Origin of the sequence: Lentzea alba (assembly GCF_047445655.1) — a bacterium.
Taxonomy (GTDB): domain Bacteria; phylum Actinomycetota; class Actinomycetes; order Mycobacteriales; family Pseudonocardiaceae; genus Lentzea; species Lentzea alba_A.
Genome location: NZ_JAJAEG010000032.1, coordinates 1 through 22,211, shown reverse-complemented (window position 1 = coordinate 22,211; position 22,211 = coordinate 1). Strand labels below are relative to the sequence as shown.

The window sequence follows — 22,211 nt, the reverse complement described above, 5'->3', positions numbered from 1 at the left end:
GAACGGCCCTCCGGAGGGCCGTTCTGTGCTGCTCAGTAGTCGCCTTCTGTCGCACGGACGATGGCGTCCCTGCCCTTGCCGAGCCGGGTGAAGCCGGGTCCCCACAGCATGAGGACCTGGCCGTCCGGGTCGATCGCCAGGCTGGCGTGGCCCCAGTCGACCTCGCCGATCGGGTACAGGTCCCGCGTGCCGGCCTTCGCCGCGAAGTCGTCGAACGACTTCCTAGACCCGACGCCGAGCAAGGGATCCAGCTCGAGAGCGCACCGGCCATGCCGCACGCCGGTACCCTCCGCCTCCAGCAGGAGGCCTCCGAACTCCACGAGCACCCGCTCCGCGGCCTCGTGCATCACGAAGCCCATCTCCTCCAGCTCCACACGCCATTCGGTGACGTCCACGGCCCGCCCCGGCGACCAACCGGCCTCCGTCAGGAGGTCGATCGCCCGCTGAGGCCACCACTCGTCGATCGAACTCATCTACCGCTCTTCTTCTTCGCTCGGTTGAGCCCGAACTCCTCGAGCATGGGCCGACACCTCGGACATGGTGGCACGTAACGGCCGTGCTGCTTGTCATGTTCCGCAGCGACCTTCGACGAGCCAGCTACCGCAACGAGTTCGGCGAGATCCTCGTCGCCTATGCCACCACCTCCGACTCCTCCTCAGTGGCAGACGGCGCGCCCGTCGTCCAGCGGGACTGCAACAACTGGACATCCAGAAGTTCGCCCACAGGAACGCCCCTCCCCGGTCAGCCGGGGAGGGACGTTTCGCGTTGTTGAATCAGCACCACTTGGGCTTGTTGTAGGAGGCGAGCCCCTTGAGCCGGTTGTACTCGAACTCGCGGGTTCCCCCGAACGGGATGTTCTTGCAGGCCGGGTCGAAGCCACGCGACACGTCGATGCTCGCTGACGTCCTGCTCGGGTGACAGTTGAGCAGCGTCACGATGCCGCTGCCGCCGAAGTTGGCGTCCCGCTCTCCGTAGAAGTAGAGCTTCTGCTCACGCCAAGAGCACGGCTGGTCGGCGCTCACCGGCCCGGCCGCGATCGTCATGAACCCGCCGGCCATCACCACGCTCAGCACAACCGTCGCGATCCGCTTCATCTGTCCCACTTGATCCCCTTTGATCGGTTCCAACGCGGACAGACTTCGCGAAAGCCCTGACAGACCACTGACGACACTTAGCAGCGCGAAGCAGACAAATCACCGCAGCCTCAGCACCACTTCGGCTTGTTGTACGAGGCGATCCCCTTGAGCCGGTTGTACTCGAACGAGCGGGTCTCCCCGAACGGGATGTTCTTGCAGTCCGGGTCGAACCCGCGCGACACGTCGATGCTCGCGCTGCGCTTGCTCGCGTGGCAGTTCAGCAGCGTCACGATCCCGCTGCCGCCGAAGTTCGCGTCCTTCTCACCCATGAAGTAGAGCTTCTGCTGCCGGCCGGTGCACGGACGGTCCGCGCTGGCCGGTGCGGCCGCGAGGGTCATGAAGCCCGCGGCCATCGTGAGACCGAGAACCACTGACGCGAGTCGTTTGATCTGTCCCATTTGAACTCCCCTGGTCGGTTCAACACGGACAGACTTCACTTATGCCCTGACAAACCGCTGACGACACTTAGCATCCCGAAACGGACAAATCACAGCTGCCCGCGCCGGGCCATCCGATCGAGGTGCTTGACCAGAGCGAGTTCCTTGCGCTCCAGGGTTTCGCGCACCTCCACGGCAAGATCCGCCAGTGGATTCGGCAGCACGGTGGCGCGGGGCACGTGCACGGTCTGGGTCGCGTATGTCCGGCAGTCGGAACACCACAGCAACTGGAAAGTCCGCTCGTAGGAGCGCGACTCAGGCGGGTGGAACCGGTAGCGGCGCAGATAGCGGCGAATCGTGCCGCCACAGGTGGCCGGCTCCGCGTCGTCAAGCGGCGCGTGCAGCCGGGACACTTTCCTTCACTGGTACTGGAGCCAGTAGCGCTCTTCGGTCATGGCGGTGATTCTCCCGCCGCGCCACGATCTTCGCCAGCGAGTTCCGCCTCACGAACGGCGAATGGCCGCCCCGCGAACGGGACGGCCATCGGCGATGAGCGGGAGTGCTCAGCCCTTGCGCTTCTTGACCTCTTCGGTCAGCTGCGGCGCGACGTTGAACAGGTCGCCCACGACACCGAAGTCGGCGATCTCGAAGATCGGGGCCTCGGGGTCCTTGTTGACCGCGACGATCGTCTTCGAGGTCTGCATGCCCGCGCGGTGCTGGATGGCACCGGAGATGCCCAGCGCCACGTACAGCTGCGGCGAGACCGTCTTACCGGTCTGGCCGACCTGGAACTGGTGCGGGTAGTAGCCGGAGTCGACCGCGGCGCGCGAGGCACCGACGGCGGCACCCAGCGAGTCCGCGAGCTCCTCGACGACGGAGAACTTCTCCGCCGAGCCGACGCCACGGCCACCGGAGACGACGACCGAGGCCTCGGTCAGCTCCGGGCGGTCGCCACCGACGACGGCCTCGCGCGAGGTGACCCGCGCGGACTTGGCGGCGTCCACGGAGACCGTGACCGACTCGTCCAGCACGGCGTCCGCAGCGGACTCCACGGCCTCGACGCCGCCGGGGCGGACGGTGATGACCGGGGTGCCGTTGCCGACCTTGGCCTTGACGACGAACGCGCCACCGAAGATGGACTGCACGCCGGTGCCGTCCTCCTCGATGTCCACGACGTCGACGAGCAGACCGGCGCCGATGCGCACCGCGAGGCGGCCCGCCACCTCCTTGCCCTCGACGGTCGCGGAGACGAGCACCGCGGACGCGTTCGGGGCGAGGGAGGCCAGAGCGTCGACCTTCGGGGTCACGAGGAAGTTGGCCGCGTCGTCGGACTCGACGGCGTAGACCTTTGCGGCGCCGTACTTGCCCAGCGACTCGCGGATCTTGGACGCGGCGCCGGACGCGCCGACGACCACGGCAGCCGGGGTGCCCAGCCGGCGCGCGGCCGTGAGCAGCTCGTAGCTGACCTTCTTGACCTCGCCGTCGACGTGGTCAACGAGAACCAGAACTTCAGACATGATTTCCCCTCCCTCAGATGAGCTTCTGGCCGACGAGGAACTCGGCGATCTTCGCGCCGCCGTCGCCACCGTCTTCGACGCGCTCGCCGGCACCGCGCGGCGGCTTCGGGGCCGCCTCCAGCACCTGGGTCCACGCACCGGACAGGCCGACCTCGGACGCGTCGATGCCCAGGTCCGCCACGGTGAGCGTGGAGACGGGCTTCTTCTTCGCGGCCATGATGCCCTTGAAGGACGGGTAACGCGGCTCGTTGATCTTCTCGGTCACGGAGACCACGGCCGGGAGCGAGGCCTCGAGGAACGCGACGCCCTCGTCGGTCTCGCGCTCGCCCTTGATCGTCGAGCCCTCGACGGTGACCTTGCGCAGCTGGGTGACCTGCGGCAGGCCGAGCAGCTCGGCGACGATGGCCGGGACAGCGCCCGCGCGACCGTCGGTCGCCTCGTTGCCCGCGATGACCAGGTCGACGTTCTCGACCGTGCCGATCGCCTTGGCGAGGACCTTGGCCGTGGCCAGCACGTCCGAACCGTGCAGCGCCTCGTCGCTCACGTGGATCGCCTTGTCGGCACCCATGGACAGCGCCTTGCGGATGGCGTCGGTGGCGCGGTCGGGACCCATGGCGATCACCGTGACCTCACCGCCGTGGGCCTCCTGCAGCAGCAGTGCCTCTTCGACAGCGCGCTCGTTGATCTCGTCGAGCACGGCATCCGCGGACTCGCGGTCAAGGGTGTGGTCGGCGTCGGTGAGCTTGCGCTCGGACCAGGTGTCAGGCACCTGCTTGACCAGGACAACAATGTTCATAGGTCCTCTTCGACCTCCTGCGGACGGGCGGCGACGCTTACGCAGAGGACTTTAAAGACTGCGCCGCCGGGTGTTCACGACCCTGCCATCACCCGGATGTTACCCGCCAGTAGCACCCCTGCAAACGGCAGCAAGCACCCCGCTAGCGTGACAGTTGTCACCCGTTGACGACACCTTTTGAGACTTAACCCATTCGGGGGACTAATCTGACCGGCCATGTACCGGCGAGTAGCAGTTGTCACCGACTCCACAGCCTGTCTCCCGGCGCAGCTGACTGATCAACTCGGCATCGAGGTCGTGCAGATCCAGGTGAGGATCGGCGACCACACCGATGACGAGTCCCGCATCCCGGTCCCGGACCTGGTCTCGGCCATGCGTTCGAACGTCCCGGTGGCGACGATCCCGCCCGATCCCGGTGCGTTCTTCTGGACGTACAACGAACTGGCCGCGCAGGGCGTCCGCTCGATCGTGTCCGTGCACGTGTCGGGCCGGCTGTCCGCGACCGTCGAGGCGGCCCGTGCCGCAGCCGCCCAGGTCCGCGTGCCCGTGCACGTCGTCGACACCCACACCTGCGGGATGAGCATCGGCTACGCCGTCCAGGCCGCCGGCAAGATCGCAGAAGCAGGCGGCAGCGTCGAGAGGGTGCTCGCGACCGCCCAGCGCCGCTTCGACAGATCCACCGAGCTCATCTACGTGGACACGCTGGAGTACCTGCGCCGCGGTGGCCGCATCGGTGCCGCCGCCGCACTGGTCGGCTCCGCCCTGTCGATGAAGCCGCTGCTGACCATGGCCGACGCCCAGATCACCCCGCTGGACCGGGTGATGGGCGCCGACCGCGCGCTCAACCGGATGCTGGACATCGCGATCAAGCGCGCGGGCACCGAACCCGTGGACGTCGCCGTGGAGCACTTCGACGCCGAGGAGAAGGCGACCCGGTTGCTGCGCAAGCTCCGGCGCGGTGTGCCCAACGTCCGCCAGTTCATGTTGACGCAGGTCAGCTCGGCCATCGGCGCCCACGTGGGCCCCGGTGCGCTGGGCATCACGGTTTCGCCGGTCTGATCTCGGGAACTCGGAGGGCTGTTACGTCCGTTGAAATGGACGTAACGGACACCTGGAGGGACCTACCGATGGCCTCGTTCATGGACAAGATCACCAGGTTCCTGCGCAGCCCGCAGGGCCACAAACTGCAAGCGAAGGCACGGCAGATGGCTCAGGACCCGCGCAAGCGCGCGCAGGCCGAGCAGCTGCTGCGCAAGCTGCGTGGCAAGCGGCACTAGTTGAACAACGCGTTGAGCTCGCCGTAGGAAATGTTCTCCTCAACGCTGCTGTACGTGCCGCTCGTCAACAGCTCGACGGCCGCCTTGCGCGTCAGCGCATAGGCAGCCTCGGCGATCGCGGTGCCGATGCTGATCCGGGCGGCGCCCGCGCCCGCCAGTTCGCCGACCGCGGGCGCACCCGGCCCGGCGAGCACGCCGAGCGGCACGTCGATGCCCTCGGAGAGCTGCTTGATCGTGTCGAGGTCGGTCACGCCCGGCACGAAGATCCCACTCGCGCCGGCTTCGACGTAGGCCTGCGCGCGTTCCAACGTGATCCTCACCCGATCTTCGGGCTCACCGATCCCGCGCAGGTACACGTCGATCCGGGCGTGGAGGTAGAGGTCCGGGGCTGCCTCGTGGGCCGCCGCCAGCCGGTCCACCTGCTCCTGCACGTCGCGCAGGGCGGGCCCGTGACCGTCCTCGATGTTCACGCCGGACGCGCCCGCCTCGCTGATCGCCCGCATGGTCTCGCCGACTTCCGCGGCGTCCTTGCCGAACCCGGACTCGATGTCCGCGGTCACCGGGATCTTGACCGCCTTGGCGATCCTGGCGACCAGGTCGATCGCCCTGTCCCGGTCCAGCTTGTCGCCGTCGGCCGCACCGAGACTCCACGCCACGGCCCCGCTGGTGGTGGCCACCGCCTTCGCCCCCGCCGACTCGACGATCAGGGCGGACGCGACGTCCCAGGCGTTGGGGAGCACGAGCGGGCCGGGGCGGTGCAGGGCGTGGAAGAGCTGGTTGCGGTCAGCGCTGGAAGTCATGACCTGAGTGATATCAGGCCGCACCGACAAGAATCCGGCGAGTTTCGGACACGAACCGACGAGTTTCGGACAGGCCGTCCACAGTGGACGTCAGTTGCTGCCGGCCTTGCGGCGCACCTCTTCGAACGTCCGCAGGTACCGCGCCCGGAAGTCTTCGCGCTCCACCCACGTGGTGTGCTCCGCGGCCTGGGGCTTGGCGGGTGGGGGCAGCGCGGTGGTCACGGCTGGCTCGTCGACAGGCTCCGGCTCGACTTCCGCAACCGGCTCCGGCTCGGGCTCGGGTTCCGGCTCGGCTTCCGCGACCGGCTCCGGCTCTGGCTCGACTTCCGCGACCGGCTCCAGCTCGGGCTCTGGCTCGACTTCCGCGACCGGTTCCGGCTCGGGTTCCGGCTCGGGCTCTGCGACCGGCTCGGCCAGCGCCGCCAGCGCCGGTTCCAGCTGCGGCAGCCCCACCACGGGGTTGCGGTGGATGGGCCGCGTGTCGTAGTCGTCCTCGACCGGCTCCACCACGGGCTTCTCGACCCACGCCCGCTCGGCCGGCGCATCGGCGGCCGCGTTCGAAGGCGGCGCACCGTCCTCGCGGCGGCGCAGCACGACGTACATCAGCGCTGCCCCTAACGTGAAGGACAGCACGCACAACCCGAAGACGATTCCGACGGCCCCTGCCATGCGAAAGCTCCTAGCTACGCGACGAGGACGTCGACCTGAGGTCCGCCGTCCGAGGGTGGGCCCCAAACGGGGTCCACGATCACCCGAGTAGTGATGACGCTGTCCACCCCTTGTGCGGCCAGGTAGTCCCGCACCAGACCGGCCCGGTGCATCGCGAGCACGTCGCACCGGTGAGAGGCCGTCTCACCGTTCCACGCGTGCGCGACCAACGTGACCACACCGCCCGAGACGTTCCGCAACGCGGACGCCAGCCCCCGCTGCACATCGGCGCCGCGCCCCACGAGGTCCGCCGTGCCCGGCGCGAAGGTCACGCCCTTGACGGCGTGCGACGCGAACAGAGCCCGCACGGCCTGTTGCGCCCGGTCCGGCGACACGAACAGCGGAGGCAGCTGCAGGCGGTGCTCCGGCTCCAGGTGGGGCATCACCGGCGCCGGCAGCGCGAGAGCCGGAACCGGCGGCACCGCGGGAGACGACGACAAGGCCGTCGACAGTTCCTCGCCGTACACGGAGAACCCGAAAGCCGTCACCGACGCCGGCACCATCAGCGCACCGACGACCAGCGGAACCCAGCGCTTCACGACGCGGCCACCTGCTCCGGGATCATCGCCGGCGCCACGCGCTCGGCGGCCGTGGACAACGCGGCACGGGCGGCGGAGAGCTGGGAGTGCACGACGCGGCGCAGTTCGCGGAGCTCGTCCATCTCCTGCGCGACATCGGCCAGCCGCCTGTTCGCCTCGCGGCACGCCACCTTCACCACGAACTCGGCACGAGCCTTGGCCAGCGCCTCCTGCTCCTGCAGGTGTTGCGCGGCCTCGTTGCGGCGGCGGGTCATGGTGAGCTCGAAGAACTGCTGGGCCTTCTCGCGCTTGCGTTCCGAGTCGGCCTCCAGGGAGTTGCACTGGAGCGCGGTCTCCCGCAGCAGGCGGTCGGCATCCGCCTGCGCCTGGGCCACCGCCTCGGTGCACTCGCGCTCGACCTCGTCGGCGCGCTGGCGGTGCTGCGCTTCGAGATCGGAGCAGCGACGTTCCATCTCGATCTCACGCCGCTCCATCGCGGCGGCGCGGGACGAACAGTCCTGGCGGGCCGCGTAGAGCTCGGCCTCGGCCTCGGAACGCATCGCCGCGGACTCGCGCTCGGCCTCGGCGCGCAACGCGGCGATCTCCACGTCGGTGCGCTGGCGGAGGTCGGCGCACTCACGTTCGGCCTGCAGGTGCATCTCCGCGACCTCGTCCTCGGCGAGGCGGAGCATGCGGTGCATGCGTTCGGTGGCGCCGGCGTGCGTACCGGAGGTCGACTCCAGCCGTTCGATCCTGGCGCGCGCCTCGTCCAGGTCCTGGCGCGTCATTTCCAGGAGCTTGCGCAAATCAGCGGCCTGCGCCAGAGCTTCGGCACGGTCGACGCTCGTGAAGCGCAGCTGCTCCTCGAGATTCTCGATGTGGTCGATGACCTGACGGCGATGAAAACCTCGGTAGACAACGTCGAAAGCGGCGTGCAGCGGAACTAGTTCCTGCTCTTTTGCACCCATGGTCACCTACTCACTCAACCAGGCTGAAGATTGTGCGAGCTTACCCACGGCCGGTACCGCCAACCAGCGTCGACAGTGGACAGAACGGGTGCATGTAACACGTGGAATAACGCGGGCTTCCTGCGCAAACGAGACGCCCGTAGATCAACTCCAAACAACGAGCAGTCACCCGATTGTGTCAAGTAGGACGCCTTTCCGAGGGGTTCACTCCGCGCGTTCGCCGTGTACGGAATGCAACCGCCCAGGCGCAGATCACACGAATTGCCATCGATCGGTCGTGGCTACTTCGATCACCCTTGGTTAACCTTCTCGTTCGTGTCCTCACGAGTAGCCGTCGTCACCGACTCGACCGCGTCACTCCCGACCCGGTTGGCCGAGCGGTTCAACATCATCACGGTCCCGATGCAGCTCAAGATCGGGTCGGAACTGATCGACGAGGCCTACGTCCCGACGGACCGGCTGCTGCAGGCGATGGACGCGCAGATCCCGATCACGACCCAGCCGCCCGCACCGGACGCGTTCTTCTGGGCCTACCAGGACGCGTGGGCCAAGGGCGCGGAAACGATCGTCTCGGTGCACGTGACGCCGAAGCTCTCCCCCGCGACGGACGCGGCGAAGGCTGCCGCCGCCAAGTCGCGCGTGCCGGTGTTCATCGTGGACTCGCACTCGTCAGGCATGACGCTCGGCTTTGCGGCGCTCGCGGCCGCGCGGATCGTGCAGTCCGGGGGCAACGTCCAGAACGCGCGCAAGGTCGCCGAGGAGCGCGGCCGCAACGCCAGCGTGCTGATCTACGTCAACACGCTGCACTACCTGCGCCAGGCCGGCCGGGTCAGCGCCGCCGCGAAGCTCTTCGGCGACGCGCTCTCGGTCAAGCCGCTGCTCACCGTCGTCAACGGCGAGGTGGAGCCGTTCGACAAGGTCGTGGGCCGCGAACGGGCGTTGTCGAAGCTCGTCGACAAGGCCGTGGCACTCGCTTATGGACGCAACGTGGACCTCGCGGTCGAGCACTTCGCGGCCGAAAGGGAGGGTCACGAGCTGCTCAAGCTGCTGCAGCAGCGGATCCCGCACGCCCGCGACATCGTCCTGACCCAGGTCAGCGCGGCGATCGGCGCGAACGTGGGCCCCGGCGCGCTGGCCGTGACCGTCTCGCCCTTCTGACCTTCACAGCCGCGTCACCTCCTCCTCGAGCAGGAGGCCGGGGTCGAACCCCATCGGGAAGTGGCCGGCGAGTTCGAGCGACAGCACGCCCTGCAGCCGCACCCAGAACGACAGGGCACGATGCACCGTCGTCGACGACGCCGGCAGACGGCCAGCCCACTCGCGGTTCCCGGCCAGTTCGACGTCGAACGAGGTCTGCTCGGTGCCCTCTGACGGGTCCGCGCAGACCTCCAGCAGCACCGCCAGGATCTCGTTCGAGATCGCGGTGATCTCGTCGGGCGCGTGGTAGCCCGGCACCGGCGTGCCGTAGATGAGCAGGTACCGGTGCGGGTCCTCCAGGGCCCACGCCCTGATGACCGCGGCCAGCCCGACGACGTCGATGCCGGGCTCGTGCGCGGCGCGGACGGTGTCGGCGAGGCTGCGGTACGCGTCCCGGATGAGCGCGGTGATCAGCTCGTCGCGACTGGCGAAGTACCTGTACAGCGCCGGCCCGCTCATGCCCATCTCCTTGGCGATGGCGTTGAGGGACAACGCCGTCACCCCGGCCGTGGCGATCTGCCCCCACGCGTGCCGCTTGACCTCGTCGCGCACCTGGACCCGATAGCGCTCCCGAGGGTTCTGCCCTGTCTCCATAGTTAGACCCTCTCACGTTCGTTATTGACTCACACGCTCACCGCAGTCTAGCTTCATGGTGTCACTTCAGTTAGAACATCTAACTGAAGGAAGAACCACTAACGAACCGAGGAGCCTGTCATGTCCGCGAAGACCCGCACCGCCGCCCACCCGTCGACGTCCGCCCTGGTCGCGGCCTGGGCCGTGCCCGTCATGGTGATCGGCAAGTTCGGGCTGCTCTCCGGGATTCCGATCGCCGTCGTGCTCGTCGCCAGCCTGCGCGACCGCCGCTCGAAGGCCCTGCGCTGGTGGACAGGAGCGTTGGCGCTGGCCTACGCCACCCCGTTGACGCTCTGGCTGACCGGGCCGAGCGAGGCACCCAGCCTGTCGAAGTACATGAGCCCCGCGATGACGGCCGTGCTCGCCGCGACAGGGGTCGCTGTCGCCGTCGCGCACCAGGTAGTTCGCAGGCGCTCTACTGGCAAGTAACCTGGCGGCGTGACCCTCCCCCTGACCGGCGAACGCACGGTGCCCGGCATCGCCGAGGAGAACTACTGGTTCCGCCGGCACGAGGCCGCCTACCTGCACCTCATCGGACACTGCGCGGACGCCGTCGTGCTGGAGGCCGGGTGCGGTGAGGGCTACGGCGCCCAGCTGATCCGCACGGTCGCACGGCGGGTGGTGGCGCTCGACTACGACGAGCTGACCTCGCAGCACGTCTCGCGCGCGTACCCGCAGCTGGACGTGCTGCGCGGCAACCTCGCGACACTGCCGTTGCGGTCGGGCAGCGTCGACGTCGTGGCGAACCTGCAGGTCATCGAGCACCTGTGGGACCAGGAGGGTTTCCTCGCCGAGTGCCTGCGGGTGTTGCGCCCCGGCGGCAAGCTCATCGTCACGACGCCGAACAGGCTGACGTTCTCGCCGGGTCAGGACACGCCGCTCAACCCGTTCCACACCAGGGAGCTCGCACCGTCCGAACTGGACGAGATGCTGCGCGACGCCGGTTTCCGCGTTGACGAACTGACGGGACTGCGTCACGGGAAGAGGCTTGACTCCCTCCTGGATGGACGGATCATCGACGCACAGGTCGAGGTCGCCCTGTCGGGTGCGCCGTGGCCCGCCGAGCTCAAGGAGGCGGTCGAGTCGGTGACGGTGGAGGACTTCGACATCACGTCCGAAGACATGGACACCTGCCTCGACCTCGTGGCCGTGGCGGTGCGCGCGTGACCCAGAAGGCTTCCGAGGGCACGTTCTGCCTGGTCCTGCACAGCCATCTGCCCTGGCTCGCGCACCACGGCGCGTGGCCGGTCGGTGAGGAGTGGCTCTACCAGGCGTGGGCGCACTCGTACCTGCCCGTCGTCGACATGCTGCGCCGTTTCGCGGACGAGGGGCGCGAGGACGTCCTCACGCTCGGCGTCACGCCGATCCTGGCCGCGCAGCTCGACGACCCGTACTGCTTACGCGGCGCGCACGACTGGCTCGGCAACTGGCACCTGCGCTCGCACTTCGCCGGCGAACGGCTGCGCGAGCTGTCCACGTACGAACACCGGGCGTCTTCCTGGGCGCTGGACCAGTTCGAATCGCATTGGCGGCACGGGTTCTCGCCACTGCTGCGGTCCCTTGTGGACTCTTCGACGATCGAGCTGCTCGGCGGGCCGGCGACGCACCCCTTTCAGCCGTTGCTGGATCCACGTGTCCGGGAGTTCGCGCTGCGGACCGGTTTGGACGACACGGCGCTGCGGATCGGCCGCGCACCCGAGGGGATCTGGGCGCCCGAGTGCGGTTACTCGCCCGGCATGGAAGCCGGGTATGCGGCGGCGGGCGTGCAGCGGTTCATGGTGGACGGACCCGCGCTGCACGGCGACACGTCGTCGGCGCACCCCGTCGGGTCGTCGGACGTGCTGGCGTTCGGGCGTGATCTCGAAGTCTCGTACCGCGTGTGGTCGCCGAAGGTCGGCTATCCGGGCGATGCCGCGTACCGGGATTTTCACACCTACGACCACCCGACGGGCCTGAAGCCGGCACGGGTGACCGGCAAGAACGTGGCGCCGCAGGACAAGCGGCCGTACGACCCGTTGCTCGCGCGCGAGGCCGTTGATCGACACGTCGAGGACTTCGTCGAGACCGTCGTACGGCGGTTGCGGGCGATCGACGGCGGGCTCGTCGTGGCTGCGTACGACACCGAGCTTTACGGACACTGGTGGCACGAAGGTCCGTTGTGGCTGGAAGGCGTGCTGCGCGCGTTGCCGGAGGCGGGCGTGCGGGTGACGACGTTGCGCGGCGCCGTCGAGGCCGGTCACGTCGGTGCGCCGGTGGAGCTGCCGGCGTCGTCGTGGGGCAGCGGCAAGGACTGGCGGGTGTGGGACGGCGCGCAGGTGTCGGACATCGTGTCGCTGAACGCGTCGGTGCAACAGGAACTGCTGGGGCTGGACTTCTCCTGCGAGGTCCGGGACCCGGTGCTGGACCAGGCGGTGCGCGAGGCGTTGCTGGCGTTGTCGAGCGACTGGGCGTTCATGGTCACGAAGGACTCGGCCGCCGACTACGCCCGCTACCGCGCGAAGATTCACAGCGATCGTTTCAGCGAGCTGGCGGCGTTGGCGCGTGGCGGTCGTGGGCACACGAGGGCAACGGAGCTCCGTGCGGCGGATGGCCCCTTCGGGCATCTGGACGCGCGAGGAATGAGGTAGCGGGATGCGCGTGCTGATGTTGTCGTGGGAGTACCCGCCGGTGGTCGTCGGCGGACTGGGCAGGCACGTCCACGCGCTCGCGACACAGCTGGCCGCGCAGGGGCACGACGTGGTGGTGTTGTGCCGTCAGCCTTCCGGCTCCGACGCCGTCACGCACCCGACCGTCGACGTGGTGAGCGAGGGCGTGCGGCTGATCCGGGTCGCCGAGGACCCCGCGCACTTCGTCTTCGAGAAGGACCTGCTGGCGTGGACCCTCGCGATGGGTCACGCGATGACGCGCGCCGGGTTGTCCCTGGGCTCCTGGCGTCCGGACGTCGTGCACGCCCACGACTGGCTCGTCACGCACCCGGCCGTGGCGTTGGCCGAGGCTTTCGGCGTTCCTCTGGTGGCCACGATTCACGCGACCGAGGCCGGGCGGCACTCCGGCTGGCTCTCGCACCCGTTGAACCAGCAGGTGCACTCCGTGGAGTGGTGGCTGGCCAACCGTTCCGACGCTCTGATCACCTGCTCCTCCGCGATGCGGCGCGAGGTGGCACATCTGTTCGATGTGGACACCGCCGACGTTTCCGTGCTGCACAACGGCATCGAGCCCGGCGGCTGGAAGGTGCGCGCGAAGGACGTCGGCGCCGCTCGCCGTGCCCACTCGCCGCACGGTGATCCGTTGCTGCTGTTCTTCGGCCGCATCGAGTGGGAGAAGGGCATCCAGGACCTTATCGCCGCGCTCCCCCGCATCCGCCGCTTCCACCGGGGCACTCGGGTCGTCGTGGCCGGCGGAGGTTCGCAGACCGAGTGGCTGCAGGAACAGGCGCGCAAGCACCGCGTGCTGCGGGCCGTGGAGTTCGTCGGACATCTCTCCGACAGGTCTTTGGCGGCGTTGCTCACAGCCGCCAACGCCGTGGTTCTGCCTTCTCGCTACGAGCCCTTCGGCATCGTGGCACTGGAGGCCGCCGCTGCCGGGACACCCCTCGTGGCGTCGACCGCGGGTGGCCTCGGCGAGGTCGTGCTGGACGGCGTCACCGGCCTGTCGTTCGCCCCCGGTGACGTGGACGGACTCACCCGAGCCGTGCGTGACGTGCTCTCCGATCCTGCCGCTGCGGCGGTCCGTGCCCGTGCGGCCAAGGAGCGGCTGGCCACGGACTTCAACTGGGCCACGATCGCGCACGACACGGCTGCCGTTTATGCCTCTGCTTTCGTGCGCGAACCACGCGTGCTGGGCCGTCCCAAGATCGCTACGGGCAATCTGTTCACCTAGGTTCGCTACAGTCGTCGGCCACATGAACAACAGGTGACCGAGGACTGAATGAAATACCAACGCTTCGTCGCCCTCGGCGACAGCTGTGCCGAGGGTCTGGACGACCTGCTGCCCGACGGCAGGTACCGGGGCTGGGCGGACCGCGTCGCGTCCGTGCTGGACGCGCCGGGCTTCCGCTACGCCAACCTGGCCGTGCGGGGCCGTCGCCTGGACCAGATGCTGGTGGAACAGGTCCCGTCCGCTTCGGTGTTGGAACCCGATCTCGTCGCCGTGTTCTGCGGTGGCAACGACGTCATGTCCGGCGCTTCCGGTCCGGAGATCGCCCGACGCGTGGACGCCGCCGTACGCGCCGTGACGTCCTTCGCCCCTACGGTCGCTGTCTTCACGTTGAGCGACATCTCGCATCGCATGCCGTTCGGCTGGCGCCTGAGTCCACGGATCGAGGCTTTGAACGACGCCGTGCGCACTGCATCGGCGCGTTATGGCGCGGTTCTGGTCGACGTCGCCGCCGACGAGGCCGTGCACGACTCGCGGTACTTCGGCCCGGACCGCCTGCACCTGTCCTCGCTGGGCCACCGCCGGCTGGCCGGCCACCTGCTCACAGCACTGGAACTCGACTTCGACCCGTCGTGGCTGGCACCGCTACCCGGCGAGGCCGCCCCGGCCTCACTGCTGGACCACTGGCGGTGGCTGCGCGACCAGGTGCTGCCCGTCGCCTACACGCGGACGCGCAACAAGCTGATCGGCCGCCAGCCCGGCGACGGCTTCACGCCGAAGCGCCCGCAGCTCGCGCCGCTGTCCTTGCGTCCGCCCGTGGCCGGCTGACAGTTCAGGCCGACGCGTCCTCGACCCGCTTGGCCAAGGCGTCCTTGGCCTTGCGGGCCATGTCTGCGATGTCCGCCCGCCGCTGCGCATCCGCCTCGTAGTCGGCGCGCCGATCCCGGACCACCCGAGCAGGCATCCCCACCGCGATCTTGAAGTCCGGCACGTCCCCGCGCACCACCGCGTGCGCCCCGAGCACACACCCTCGCCCGACCCTCGTGCCGCGCAAAACCGTCACCTTCGCGCCGAGCCAGCAGTCCGGCCCGATCCGCACGGGTGACTTCACGATGCCCTGGTCCTTGATCGGCAGGGTGATGTCCTCGGTCTTGTGGTCGAAGTCGCAGATGTAGACCCAGTCGGCGACCAGCGACGACGCACCGATCTCGATGTCGAGGTAGCAGTTGACCGTGTTGTCCTTGCCGAACACGACCTTGTCGCCGATGCGCAACGACCCCTCGTGACACCGGATGGCGTTGCCGTCGCCGATGTGCACCCAGCGCCCGATCTCCAGCCGGCCGTAGCCGGGGCGGGCCATGACGTCGACGCGCTTGCCGAAGAACACCATGCCGCGCAGCACCACGTGCGGGTTGAGCAGGCGGAACTTCAGCAGCCGCCAGTACCTGACCAGGTACCAGGGGGTGTAGGCGCGGTGGCGCAGGACCCAGCGCAGGGAGGCCAGCGTGAGGAAGCGCGCCTGGGCGGGGTCACGGCGCGACCTGGCCCAACGAGTCCACACCGGAGCGCCCCACATGGAAGTCATGGACGGCACTTTAACTATTCGCGAACACCGCACCCGCGAGGCACCATGCGGGTCGTGAACGAGGTGAGTGGCTGGATCTTCACCGAGAACCTGGACAAGGTCGTCGAGTACATCGCGTTCCTCGCGCGCCACGACTGGGACGACCTCGACGCCGGGGCGCTGGAGGCAGGCCTCCCGAAGACGGACGAGGACCGCGACGAGTGGTACGAGCACCCCGTCGGGGCGCTGACGTTGCGGCTCGCGCTGATGGACGACCGCGGGCACGTGTCCGTGAGGATCAGCGGCGACTTCGACGAGGTGTTCGCGGCACGGCTCGACACAGTCCTTGACCTCCACTGACCGAGTTCTAAAGTGACCTCGACGAACAGAGGTGCGGCATGTGGACGGTCGTAGGCGTGTGGGAGCTCAGCCCGGAGATGCACGACGAGTGGCGGGCGCAGGTGCCGTTGATGGCGTCGAGCAAGGTCGGGCTGCCGGGGTTCGTGCACGGGACGTGGTCGCAGGACGGCCATGCGATCCAGGTGTACGACAACGAGGACGACGCGCGCCGCTACCACGCGAAGATGCGCGATGAGGGCTACCTCGAACGGCCCGGCTTGCGGTGCCTCGTCTGGGATGTGGCCGAGGTCGGCGCCGAGTCTCAGGCACCCTAGACACATGGTTCACAAGCTCATCATCGACACCGACCCCGGCGTCGACGACGCGTTCGCGATCGCGCTCGCGGCGCACAGCCCCGAGGTCGAACTCGTCGGCCTCACCACGGTGTTCGGCAACGTCGGGCTCGACCACACCACCCGCAACGCCCAGCGACTGCTCGCGCACCTCGGCCGCACCGACGTGCCTGTGGTCAAAGGTGCGGAAGGGCCGGGCGGGGCCTCCGACGTGCATGGCGAGGACGGGCTCGGCGGGCAGGCGCACACGTTGCCGGAGAACCCACGGCAACTGCACGGCGAGGACGTCACGCAGTTCTTCGCGGACCACCCGGACGCGGTGGTCGCCGCCATCGGGCCGTTGACCAACATCGCGAAGGCGATCGAAGCCGGCGTCACGTTCCCCAGGCTGATCGTCATGGGCGGCGGGCTCGGCATCGGCAACATGACGCTGCGCGCCGAGTTCAACTTCTGGGCCGACGCGAAGGCCGCGCAGACGGTGATCCGCAAGGGCAACCCGATCATCGTGCCCCTCAACCTCACCCAGCGGTGCATCGCCGACACCGAGTTCCTGAGCAACGTCGACCCGGTGCTGAGCAACCTCACCGGCACCTACCGCGACTACCTGAAGCACCACGCCGAGCAGAACCTCTCCGACCGCGAAGAGGGCATCCTCGTCCACGACGCCGTCGCGGTGGCCGAGGCGATCATTCCCGGCACGCTCAGCACGAGGACCCACGGACTCGACATCGACGACGAAGGCGCGCTCGTGACCGGAAACCACCAGGTAGAGGTCGCGGAAGACACCGATTGGCCCGCGCTGAGGGCCTTCATGGAGCAGCGCTTGTCCGTTTGACGACAACTTCGCGTCGCTCTCTGGGGTTGCGCGGGCACGGTAAGTAGGGTCCGCGACCATGCAGCGAAGAGTCTTCACGACAGCTGCGGTGGCGGTGGCCATGACATTCGGAGTGGTCCCTGCCTCCGCTCAGCCCCAGATTCAGGTGGTGCCGGATCCGGCAGCACACGTGAACCCGTTCATCGGCACGACCAACCTCGGGAACACCTTCCCCGGCGCGGTCGTGCCGTTCGGCATGTTCTCCTTCAGCCCCGAGGCGTCCCGCGGCAACACCCTGCGCGCCGCGGCACCCGGCGGCTACCGCTACGACGCCACGAAGATCCGCGGTTTCAGCCTCACCCACATGTCCGGGACGGGATGTGCGGGCGGCTCCGGTGACATCCCGATCTTCCCGCACGTCGGCACCGTCACCACGAGTCCGACCACGGACGCGACCGACGCGCTCTACGCCAGCGAGTTCGCGCACGCCGACGAGGTGGCCAAGCCCGGCCGCTACGACGTGACGCTCAAGTCGGGTGCGAAGGCCGAGCTCAGCGCCACCGAACGCACCGGTGCGGCGCGCTTCAGCTTCCCCGCCGACAAGCCGGCCACGGTCCTGATCAACACCTCCAAGTCGCAGGTCGGCAGCAGTGACGCCCAGACCGTGATCGACAAGGAGAAGCGCACGATCACCGGCAGCGTCACCGCCGGCAACTTCTGCGGCTACATCAACCAGGTCGGCCGCCGCAGCTACTACACGCTGCACTTCGTGGCGGAGTTCGACCAGGACTTCACCGACATCGGCACGTATCAAGACAACGTTGTCACGCCCGGAAGTGCCACTTCCAAGGGCGGCACGACGTACGGCACGAACGGCTGGCCGGTGCTGGGCAAGGGTTCCGGCGCCTACCTCGGGTTCGCACCCGGTTCGCAGGTGAACGTCAAGGTCGGCATCTCCTACGTCAGCCTGGACAACGCCAAGCAGAACCTGGCGAGCGAGAACAAGGGTCAGTCCATCGAGGACATGAGGGACAACGCGTACATCGCGTGGCAGAAGCAGCTCAAGCGCATCGAGGTCGGCGGCGGCTCCGATGACGAGCGGACCAAGTTCTACACCGCGCTGTACCACTCCTTGTTGCACCCCAACCTCTTCAGCGACGTCAACGGCGAGTACGCCGGGTTCGACGGCAAGGTCCACAAGATCAACAAGGCGAGGCAGAAGGCCCAGTACGGCACGTTCTCCGGCTGGGACATCTACCGCTCGCAACTTCAGCTCGTCACGATGCTGGAGCCGCAGATCGGGTCGGACATCGCGCAGTCGCTGCTCAACCAGGCCGAGCAGAACAACGGCGTCTGGGACCGCTGGTCGCACAACAACGGCGGCACGCACGTCATGAACGGCGACCCGGCGCCCATCGCGCTCGCCGCCATCTCGGCGTTCGGCGGAGACAAGTACGACGTCAAGGCGTCGCTCAAATCTCTGGTCAAGGCCGCGACCGTGCCGACGGCGCTGGACCTGAGCAAGGACGGCTGGGCCGTCATGTCGGTCGGGCAGCGGCCGTCGCTCGACAAGTACCTGAAGCACAAGTACATGCCGTCCGTGTCGAACGCGTGGGGTGGCGCGGCGGAGACCCTGGAGATCTCCGCGGCCGACTTCGCGATCAGCCAGCTCGCCGAACGCACCGGCGACCGCAGGACCGCCAGGACGTTCCAGGAACGCGCGCAGTGGTGGCAGAACAACTTCGACCCGGTCGCGCACAGCACCGGTGGCTACATCCGCAACCGCAACGCCGACGGCACGTGGGTCAAGGACTTCACGCCGGACACCGGCAACGGGTTCGTCGAGGGCAGCAGCGCCCAGTACACGTGGATGGTCACGCACAACGTCGCCGGGCTCGTGCAGTCCATGGGCGGCAACGCCCGCGCGAACAAGCGGCTCGACGACTTCTTCCACAACGCCGACGGCAGCTGGGCGTTGACCGGCAAGGGCGGCGCGAAGTCCGAACTGGACAACGAGCCGTCGGTGAACGTGCCGTGGCTCTACAACTACACCGGCCAGCCCGCCAAGACGCAGGAAACGTTGCGGGAGACCATCAACACGCTGTGGAAGAACGCTCCCGGCGGCATCCCCGGCAACGACGACCTCGGCGCGATGTCGTCGTGGTACGTCTTCACGTCGATGGGCATCTACCCGCAGGTGCCGTCGCGCGCGGAGCTGGTGCTGAGCAGCCCGCTGTTCACCTCGGTGAAGATCAACCGCGGCGGCGGCAAGGACATCACGATCAACGCGCCCCAGGCCAACACCGCCACGAAGTACGTGCAGTCGCTGAAGGTCAACGGCCGCAGCACCACGAAGACCTGGCTGCCCGAGTCGTTCGTCGAGCGCGGCGGCAAGCTGGACTTCGTGCTGGGCAAGACGCCCTCGCAGTGGGGCACGGGCGCGTCGGACGCGCCGCCGTCGTTCCGCGACGGCGAGCAGCCGATCAAGCACGACCAGCCGTACTTCCTCACGGTCGAACCGCGCCAGCTCGTCGTGGAGCCCGGCAAGTCGGTCACGGCGAAGGTCAACTCGGTCAAGCTGTACGACGGCGACCCGAAGGCGACCTACACGATCACCGGCCCGGAGGCGCTGAAGTTCGCGCCCACCACCGGAGCGGTGCCGTCCGAGTTCACGATCTCCGCGGAAACCGGTACCGCCCAAGGCTTCTACGACTTCACCGTCACGGTGACCGTCGACGGCGCCGCGAAGCCGGTCGTGCTGCCGCAGACGGTGAAGGTCGCGCCGGCGGGCAGCATGCTCGCGGCCGTGAACAACGTCGGTGCCTCCGCCGACGCTGACGGCGAGGGCGACTTCGACGGCGGCGGCTACAGCTACTCGAGGGAAGCACTGGCCACGGCCGGCCTGCCGCCGGGCGGCACGGGCACCGTCGACGGCCTGACGTTCACCTGGCCGAACTCCCCCGCGGGCCGGCCGGACAACGCGACCGCGACGAAGCAAACGCTTGCACTGTCCGGGACGCGGCTCGCGTTCGTCGGCTCCGCGGCCAACGGCGCCCGCACCAAGCCCGCCACGGTGACGTTCACCGACGGCACCACCGCCGCGGTCGAGATCGGCTTCAGCGACTGGACGCTGGGCGGCGGCGGGCAGACCCCGAGCTACGGCAACGTGATCGTCGCGGCCACGCCGTACCGCAACCAGAGCGGCGGCGGCAACGAAAAGGTCGCCACGCACATCTTCGCCACGAAGACGTACGTGGCTCCGGAAGGCAAGACGCTCGCCAGCGTCGTGCTGCCGGACGATGTCAACCTGCACATTTTTGCCGTGGCATTGGGCTAGTTCGTCGAACGTGGGTGGTTCTTGTCGCGCTGGCGACAGGAACCACCCACGTCCTATCTTGTGACGTAAGCCCAAGTGCCGCCGCCTCGCTTCGAGCGTGAGGCGCCATGCCCAACTGCGTGCGGTCAACGAGGATCGCAGTGCACTCCTGGGACCGGCTCACGACGGACGCCGTCGCGAACTGGCTCGACACACTGCCCGGCTGGCTCGTCGTGGGCACCGCGTGCTCGCTCGACGACCTCCACCTGCTGTGCCGGCTCAGACCACCCGACGTCGTGGTGGGCCAGCTGGAACCGGGCTTCGTACCGGACTTTCCACTCGTCTTCCTCTGCCCGACCTGCGGACTGGCAACGCTGCGGGCGTCGCTGGAACACGTGCCCCTCGTCCCGTTGCGCCGATACGCCCCAGGTGCGCTGACCGACCGTGAAATGGAAGTCCTGACCCACGTCTGTTCTGGACTGTCCGCCGCCTCGGTCGCCTCCGCGCTGCAGCTCTCCCCGCACACGGTCGTCAACTACAAGCGCCGCATCTTCGCCAAGCTCGGCGTCCAGAGCCGCGTCCAGGCCGCCGCGGTCGTCGCGCGGCTCGGTCTCATCCGCACCCGGCCCCCTGAAACCGCAGCTCATGAGAGCGTTCCCACCCTGACGCACCGCGAGCACGACATCCTGGCGTCGATCGCGCGGGGCGAGTCGGTGCGGCAGACCGCGCACGTGCTGGGGATCGCCGTGAAGACCGTCGAGTCGGAACAGCGGCAGTTGTTCTTCAAGCTCCGGGTGCACAACCGCGCTCAGGCACTTTCGGAGGCTCAGCGGCTCGGATTGCTAACGTAACGCCCCCACCTGCGGATTTCCCCTATGTGACCGAGTTCGAGAAGCGGCTCATCGGGTTCGCCCAGCGCGGCGAGCTGCTGGTGTGCCCTGCCTCGGCTCCCTCGGTGCGCGCGGAGCTGATCAGGGAGCTGCTGCTCGGCCGGCACGGCGAGTTGGATCCCAGAGGTGTGCAGCTGCAGGCCGCTCGGATCAAAGGCACGTTCGACCTCGACTACGTGACCGCGTCCGTCGGTCTCTTCCTGCACGACTGCGTCGTCGACGAACCGGTCGAAGCCCGCTACGCCCACCTGAGGGCCTTGACGATCAGCGGCGGACAGTGCGCGGGGCTGCAGGCCGGCGGTGTCCACATCGACGGCGACCTGCACCTGGACGGCGGCCTGCGCGTCGACGGCAAACGCAAGGACGGCCTGATCGTGCTGATCGGCGGCGACATCGGCGGCGACCTGAGCCTGGAAGACGTGGAGGTCACCAACACGGCCGGAGCCGCGGTCCAGGCCGAGCGGATTCACGTCAACGGCTCTGTGTTCGTGCGCGAGGACGTCCGCATCACCGGAGCGGGATGGCAAGGCGCCGTCAACCTGATGAGCGCCCACATCGCCGGAGATGTCGAGCTGAGCGGCGTGCGGATCACGAATCCCACCGGCCCCGCCCTGAACGCGGACGACGCCCACATCCAGAGCTTCATCGTTCTGGAGAAAGGCCTCCGCGCCGTTGGACACACCAGGACGTCCGCGGTCACCTTGAGCAACGCCAACCTGGCAATGGACATCACCCTGGCGAGCGCCGAGATCACCAACAAGAACGGCTGTGGCTTCGATGCGAGCAGCTCGAAGGTCGGTGGCTCCGTGACCCTCCGGACCAAGGTCAAGATCAACGGTCACAGCCTGGACGGCGCGATCGACCTGGCGGGCAGCCGCATCGATGGCGAGCTCCAGCTGGAGGCGGAGGTCAGCAGCAGTCTGGGTCCCGCGTTGAACGCGAACAGCATCGAGGTCGGCAAAGGCGTCCACTTGGAAAGAGGGGCGCAGTTCTCCGGTAGCGAGGCGAGAACCGGCGCGATCAACCTGACCAGCGCCCGCATCTCCGGGGATCTGGACTTCGTGGAGGCGGTGGTCACCAACTCGATCGGCCCGGCGGTGCACGCCGACCAGGCGCACGTCGGTGGCCGGCT

At 68.3% G+C, this 22,211-nt stretch carries 25 protein-coding genes and 1 pseudogene; 14 read left to right on the top strand and 12 right to left on the bottom strand.

The features are described from left to right. Nucleotides 1–32: 32 nt before the first annotated feature. The 6 genes from LFM09_RS39230 to LFM09_RS39205 form a co-directional block, all read right to left on the bottom strand. A complete protein-coding gene (locus tag LFM09_RS39230) occupies nt 33–473 on the bottom strand; it encodes an SUKH-3 domain-containing protein (protein WP_414101703.1) in 441 nt (146 codons plus the stop codon). A gap of 300 nt (nt 474–773) precedes the next feature. Then, entirely contained in the window at nt 774–1,094 is a 321-nt protein-coding gene (locus LFM09_RS39225) for a hypothetical protein (protein ID WP_414101702.1), read from the bottom strand. Nucleotides 1,095–1,204: 110 nt separating this feature from the next. Beyond that, complete coding sequence (locus LFM09_RS39220) at nt 1,205–1,534, bottom strand: hypothetical protein (protein ID WP_414101701.1); 330 nt, start codon at nt 1,532–1,534, stop codon at nt 1,205–1,207. An 89-nt stretch (nt 1,535–1,623) separates the two neighbouring features. Next, the gene (locus LFM09_RS39215) at nt 1,624–1,926 is read right to left on the bottom strand and encodes a hypothetical protein (RefSeq protein ID WP_414101700.1); all 303 of its coding nucleotides are present in this window, start codon (nt 1,924–1,926) and stop codon (nt 1,624–1,626) included. Nucleotides 1,927–2,076: 150 nt separating this feature from the next. Next, nucleotides 2,077–3,030 carry an electron transfer flavoprotein subunit alpha/FixB family protein gene (locus tag LFM09_RS39210; protein WP_414101699.1) on the bottom strand — a complete coding sequence of 318 codons (954 nt, stop codon included), beginning with the start codon at nt 3,028–3,030 and terminating at the stop codon, nt 2,077–2,079. A gap of 13 nt (nt 3,031–3,043) precedes the next feature. Continuing rightward, nucleotides 3,044–3,826, bottom strand: coding sequence for an electron transfer flavoprotein subunit beta/FixA family protein (locus tag LFM09_RS39205; RefSeq protein WP_414101698.1), 783 nt, complete (start codon nt 3,824–3,826; stop codon nt 3,044–3,046). A 216-nt stretch (nt 3,827–4,042) separates the two neighbouring features. On the opposite strand from LFM09_RS39205, the gene LFM09_RS39200 reads away from it, so the two are divergent. Then, entirely contained in the window at nt 4,043–4,885 is an 843-nt protein-coding gene (locus tag LFM09_RS39200) for a DegV family protein (protein ID WP_414101697.1), read from the top strand. Between the two features lie 68 nt (nt 4,886–4,953). Then, on the top strand, nt 4,954–5,103 hold the full coding sequence (locus LFM09_RS39195) for a hypothetical protein (protein ID WP_414101696.1): 150 nt from the start codon (nt 4,954–4,956) through the stop codon (nt 5,101–5,103). Here LFM09_RS39195 and LFM09_RS39190 read toward each other — a convergent pair. From LFM09_RS39190 to LFM09_RS39175, 4 genes are all read right to left on the bottom strand, one after another. Next, nucleotides 5,100–5,903 carry an isocitrate lyase/PEP mutase family protein gene (locus LFM09_RS39190; RefSeq protein ID WP_414101695.1) on the bottom strand — a complete coding sequence of 268 codons (804 nt, stop codon included), beginning with the start codon at nt 5,901–5,903 and terminating at the stop codon, nt 5,100–5,102. The genes LFM09_RS39195 and LFM09_RS39190 overlap by 4 nt on opposite strands. 90 nt (nt 5,904–5,993) lie before the next feature. Beyond that, nucleotides 5,994–6,572, bottom strand: a complete 579-nt coding sequence (locus LFM09_RS39185; RefSeq protein ID WP_414101694.1) for a hypothetical protein — start codon at nt 6,570–6,572, stop codon at nt 5,994–5,996. Between the two features lie 14 nt (nt 6,573–6,586). After that, nucleotides 6,587–7,150: a hypothetical protein gene (locus tag LFM09_RS39180; RefSeq protein ID WP_414101693.1), complete on the bottom strand. Its 564-nt coding sequence runs from the start codon at nt 7,148–7,150 to the stop codon at nt 6,587–6,589. After that, a complete protein-coding gene (locus tag LFM09_RS39175; protein ID WP_414101692.1) occupies nt 7,147–8,097 on the bottom strand; it encodes a hypothetical protein in 951 nt (316 codons plus the stop codon). The genes LFM09_RS39180 and LFM09_RS39175 overlap by 4 nt, the downstream gene beginning before the upstream one ends. A 315-nt stretch (nt 8,098–8,412) precedes the next feature. Between LFM09_RS39175 and LFM09_RS39170 the strand changes: the two genes are divergently transcribed. Further along, nucleotides 8,413–9,255 (top strand): DegV family protein, encoded by an 843-nt coding sequence (locus tag LFM09_RS39170; RefSeq protein ID WP_414101691.1) that lies wholly within the window; start codon nt 8,413–8,415, stop codon nt 9,253–9,255. A 3-nt stretch (nt 9,256–9,258) separates the two neighbouring features. Here LFM09_RS39170 and LFM09_RS39165 read toward each other — a convergent pair whose 3' ends face one another. Continuing rightward, nucleotides 9,259–9,888 (bottom strand): TetR/AcrR family transcriptional regulator, encoded by a 630-nt coding sequence (locus tag LFM09_RS39165; protein ID WP_414101690.1) that lies wholly within the window; start codon nt 9,886–9,888, stop codon nt 9,259–9,261. A 120-nt stretch (nt 9,889–10,008) separates the two neighbouring features. Between LFM09_RS39165 and LFM09_RS39160 the strand changes: the two genes are divergently transcribed. From LFM09_RS39160 to LFM09_RS39140, 5 genes are read left to right on the top strand one after another with little or no spacing between them, the layout of a single operon-like run. Continuing rightward, a complete protein-coding gene (locus LFM09_RS39160; protein WP_414101689.1) occupies nt 10,009–10,356 on the top strand; it encodes a hypothetical protein in 348 nt (115 codons plus the stop codon). 9 nt (nt 10,357–10,365) lie between these two features. Then, complete coding sequence (locus tag LFM09_RS39155) at nt 10,366–11,094, top strand: class I SAM-dependent methyltransferase (protein ID WP_414101688.1); 729 nt, start codon at nt 10,366–10,368, stop codon at nt 11,092–11,094. Beyond that, nucleotides 11,091–12,554, top strand: a complete 1,464-nt coding sequence (locus LFM09_RS39150) for a 1,4-alpha-glucan branching protein domain-containing protein (RefSeq protein ID WP_414101686.1) — start codon at nt 11,091–11,093, stop codon at nt 12,552–12,554. The genes LFM09_RS39155 and LFM09_RS39150 overlap by 4 nt, the downstream gene beginning before the upstream one ends. A 4-nt stretch (nt 12,555–12,558) precedes the next feature. Then, nucleotides 12,559–13,806 carry a glycosyltransferase family 4 protein gene (locus LFM09_RS39145; RefSeq protein ID WP_414101685.1) on the top strand — a complete coding sequence of 416 codons (1,248 nt, stop codon included), beginning with the start codon at nt 12,559–12,561 and terminating at the stop codon, nt 13,804–13,806. Between the two features lie 48 nt (nt 13,807–13,854). Beyond that, nucleotides 13,855–14,631, top strand: a complete 777-nt coding sequence (locus LFM09_RS39140) for an SGNH/GDSL hydrolase family protein (RefSeq protein WP_414101684.1) — start codon at nt 13,855–13,857, stop codon at nt 14,629–14,631. 4 nt (nt 14,632–14,635) lie between these two features. Here the strand turns inward: LFM09_RS39140 and LFM09_RS39135 are convergent, their stop codons facing one another. Continuing rightward, a complete protein-coding gene (locus LFM09_RS39135) occupies nt 14,636–15,388 on the bottom strand; it encodes an acyltransferase (protein ID WP_414101683.1) in 753 nt (250 codons plus the stop codon). Nucleotides 15,389–15,442: 54 nt separating this feature from the next. Here LFM09_RS39135 and LFM09_RS39130 point away from each other — a divergent pair, with 54 nt between their 5' ends. The 6 genes and pseudogenes from LFM09_RS39130 to LFM09_RS39105 all read left to right on the top strand — a co-directional run. Continuing rightward, a complete protein-coding gene (locus LFM09_RS39130) occupies nt 15,443–15,727 on the top strand; it encodes a hypothetical protein (RefSeq protein ID WP_414101682.1) in 285 nt (94 codons plus the stop codon). 38 nt (nt 15,728–15,765) lie between these two features. After that, entirely contained in the window at nt 15,766–16,041 is a 276-nt protein-coding gene (locus LFM09_RS39125; RefSeq protein WP_414101681.1) for a hypothetical protein, read from the top strand. Nucleotides 16,042–16,045: 4 nt separating this feature from the next. Beyond that, nucleotides 16,046–16,894 (top strand): nucleoside hydrolase, encoded by an 849-nt coding sequence (locus LFM09_RS39120; protein WP_414101680.1) that lies wholly within the window; start codon nt 16,046–16,048, stop codon nt 16,892–16,894. A gap of 58 nt (nt 16,895–16,952) precedes the next feature. Then, a complete protein-coding gene (locus LFM09_RS39115; RefSeq protein ID WP_414101679.1) occupies nt 16,953–20,210 on the top strand; it encodes a GH92 family glycosyl hydrolase in 3,258 nt (1,085 codons plus the stop codon). A gap of 374 nt (nt 20,211–20,584) precedes the next feature. Further along, on the top strand, nt 20,585–21,040 hold the full coding sequence (locus tag LFM09_RS39110) for a response regulator transcription factor (protein WP_414101678.1): 456 nt from the start codon (nt 20,585–20,587) through the stop codon (nt 21,038–21,040). A 26-nt stretch (nt 21,041–21,066) separates the two neighbouring features. Continuing rightward, nucleotides 21,067–22,211: pseudogene (locus tag LFM09_RS39105) on the top strand (hypothetical protein); the annotation flags it as partial.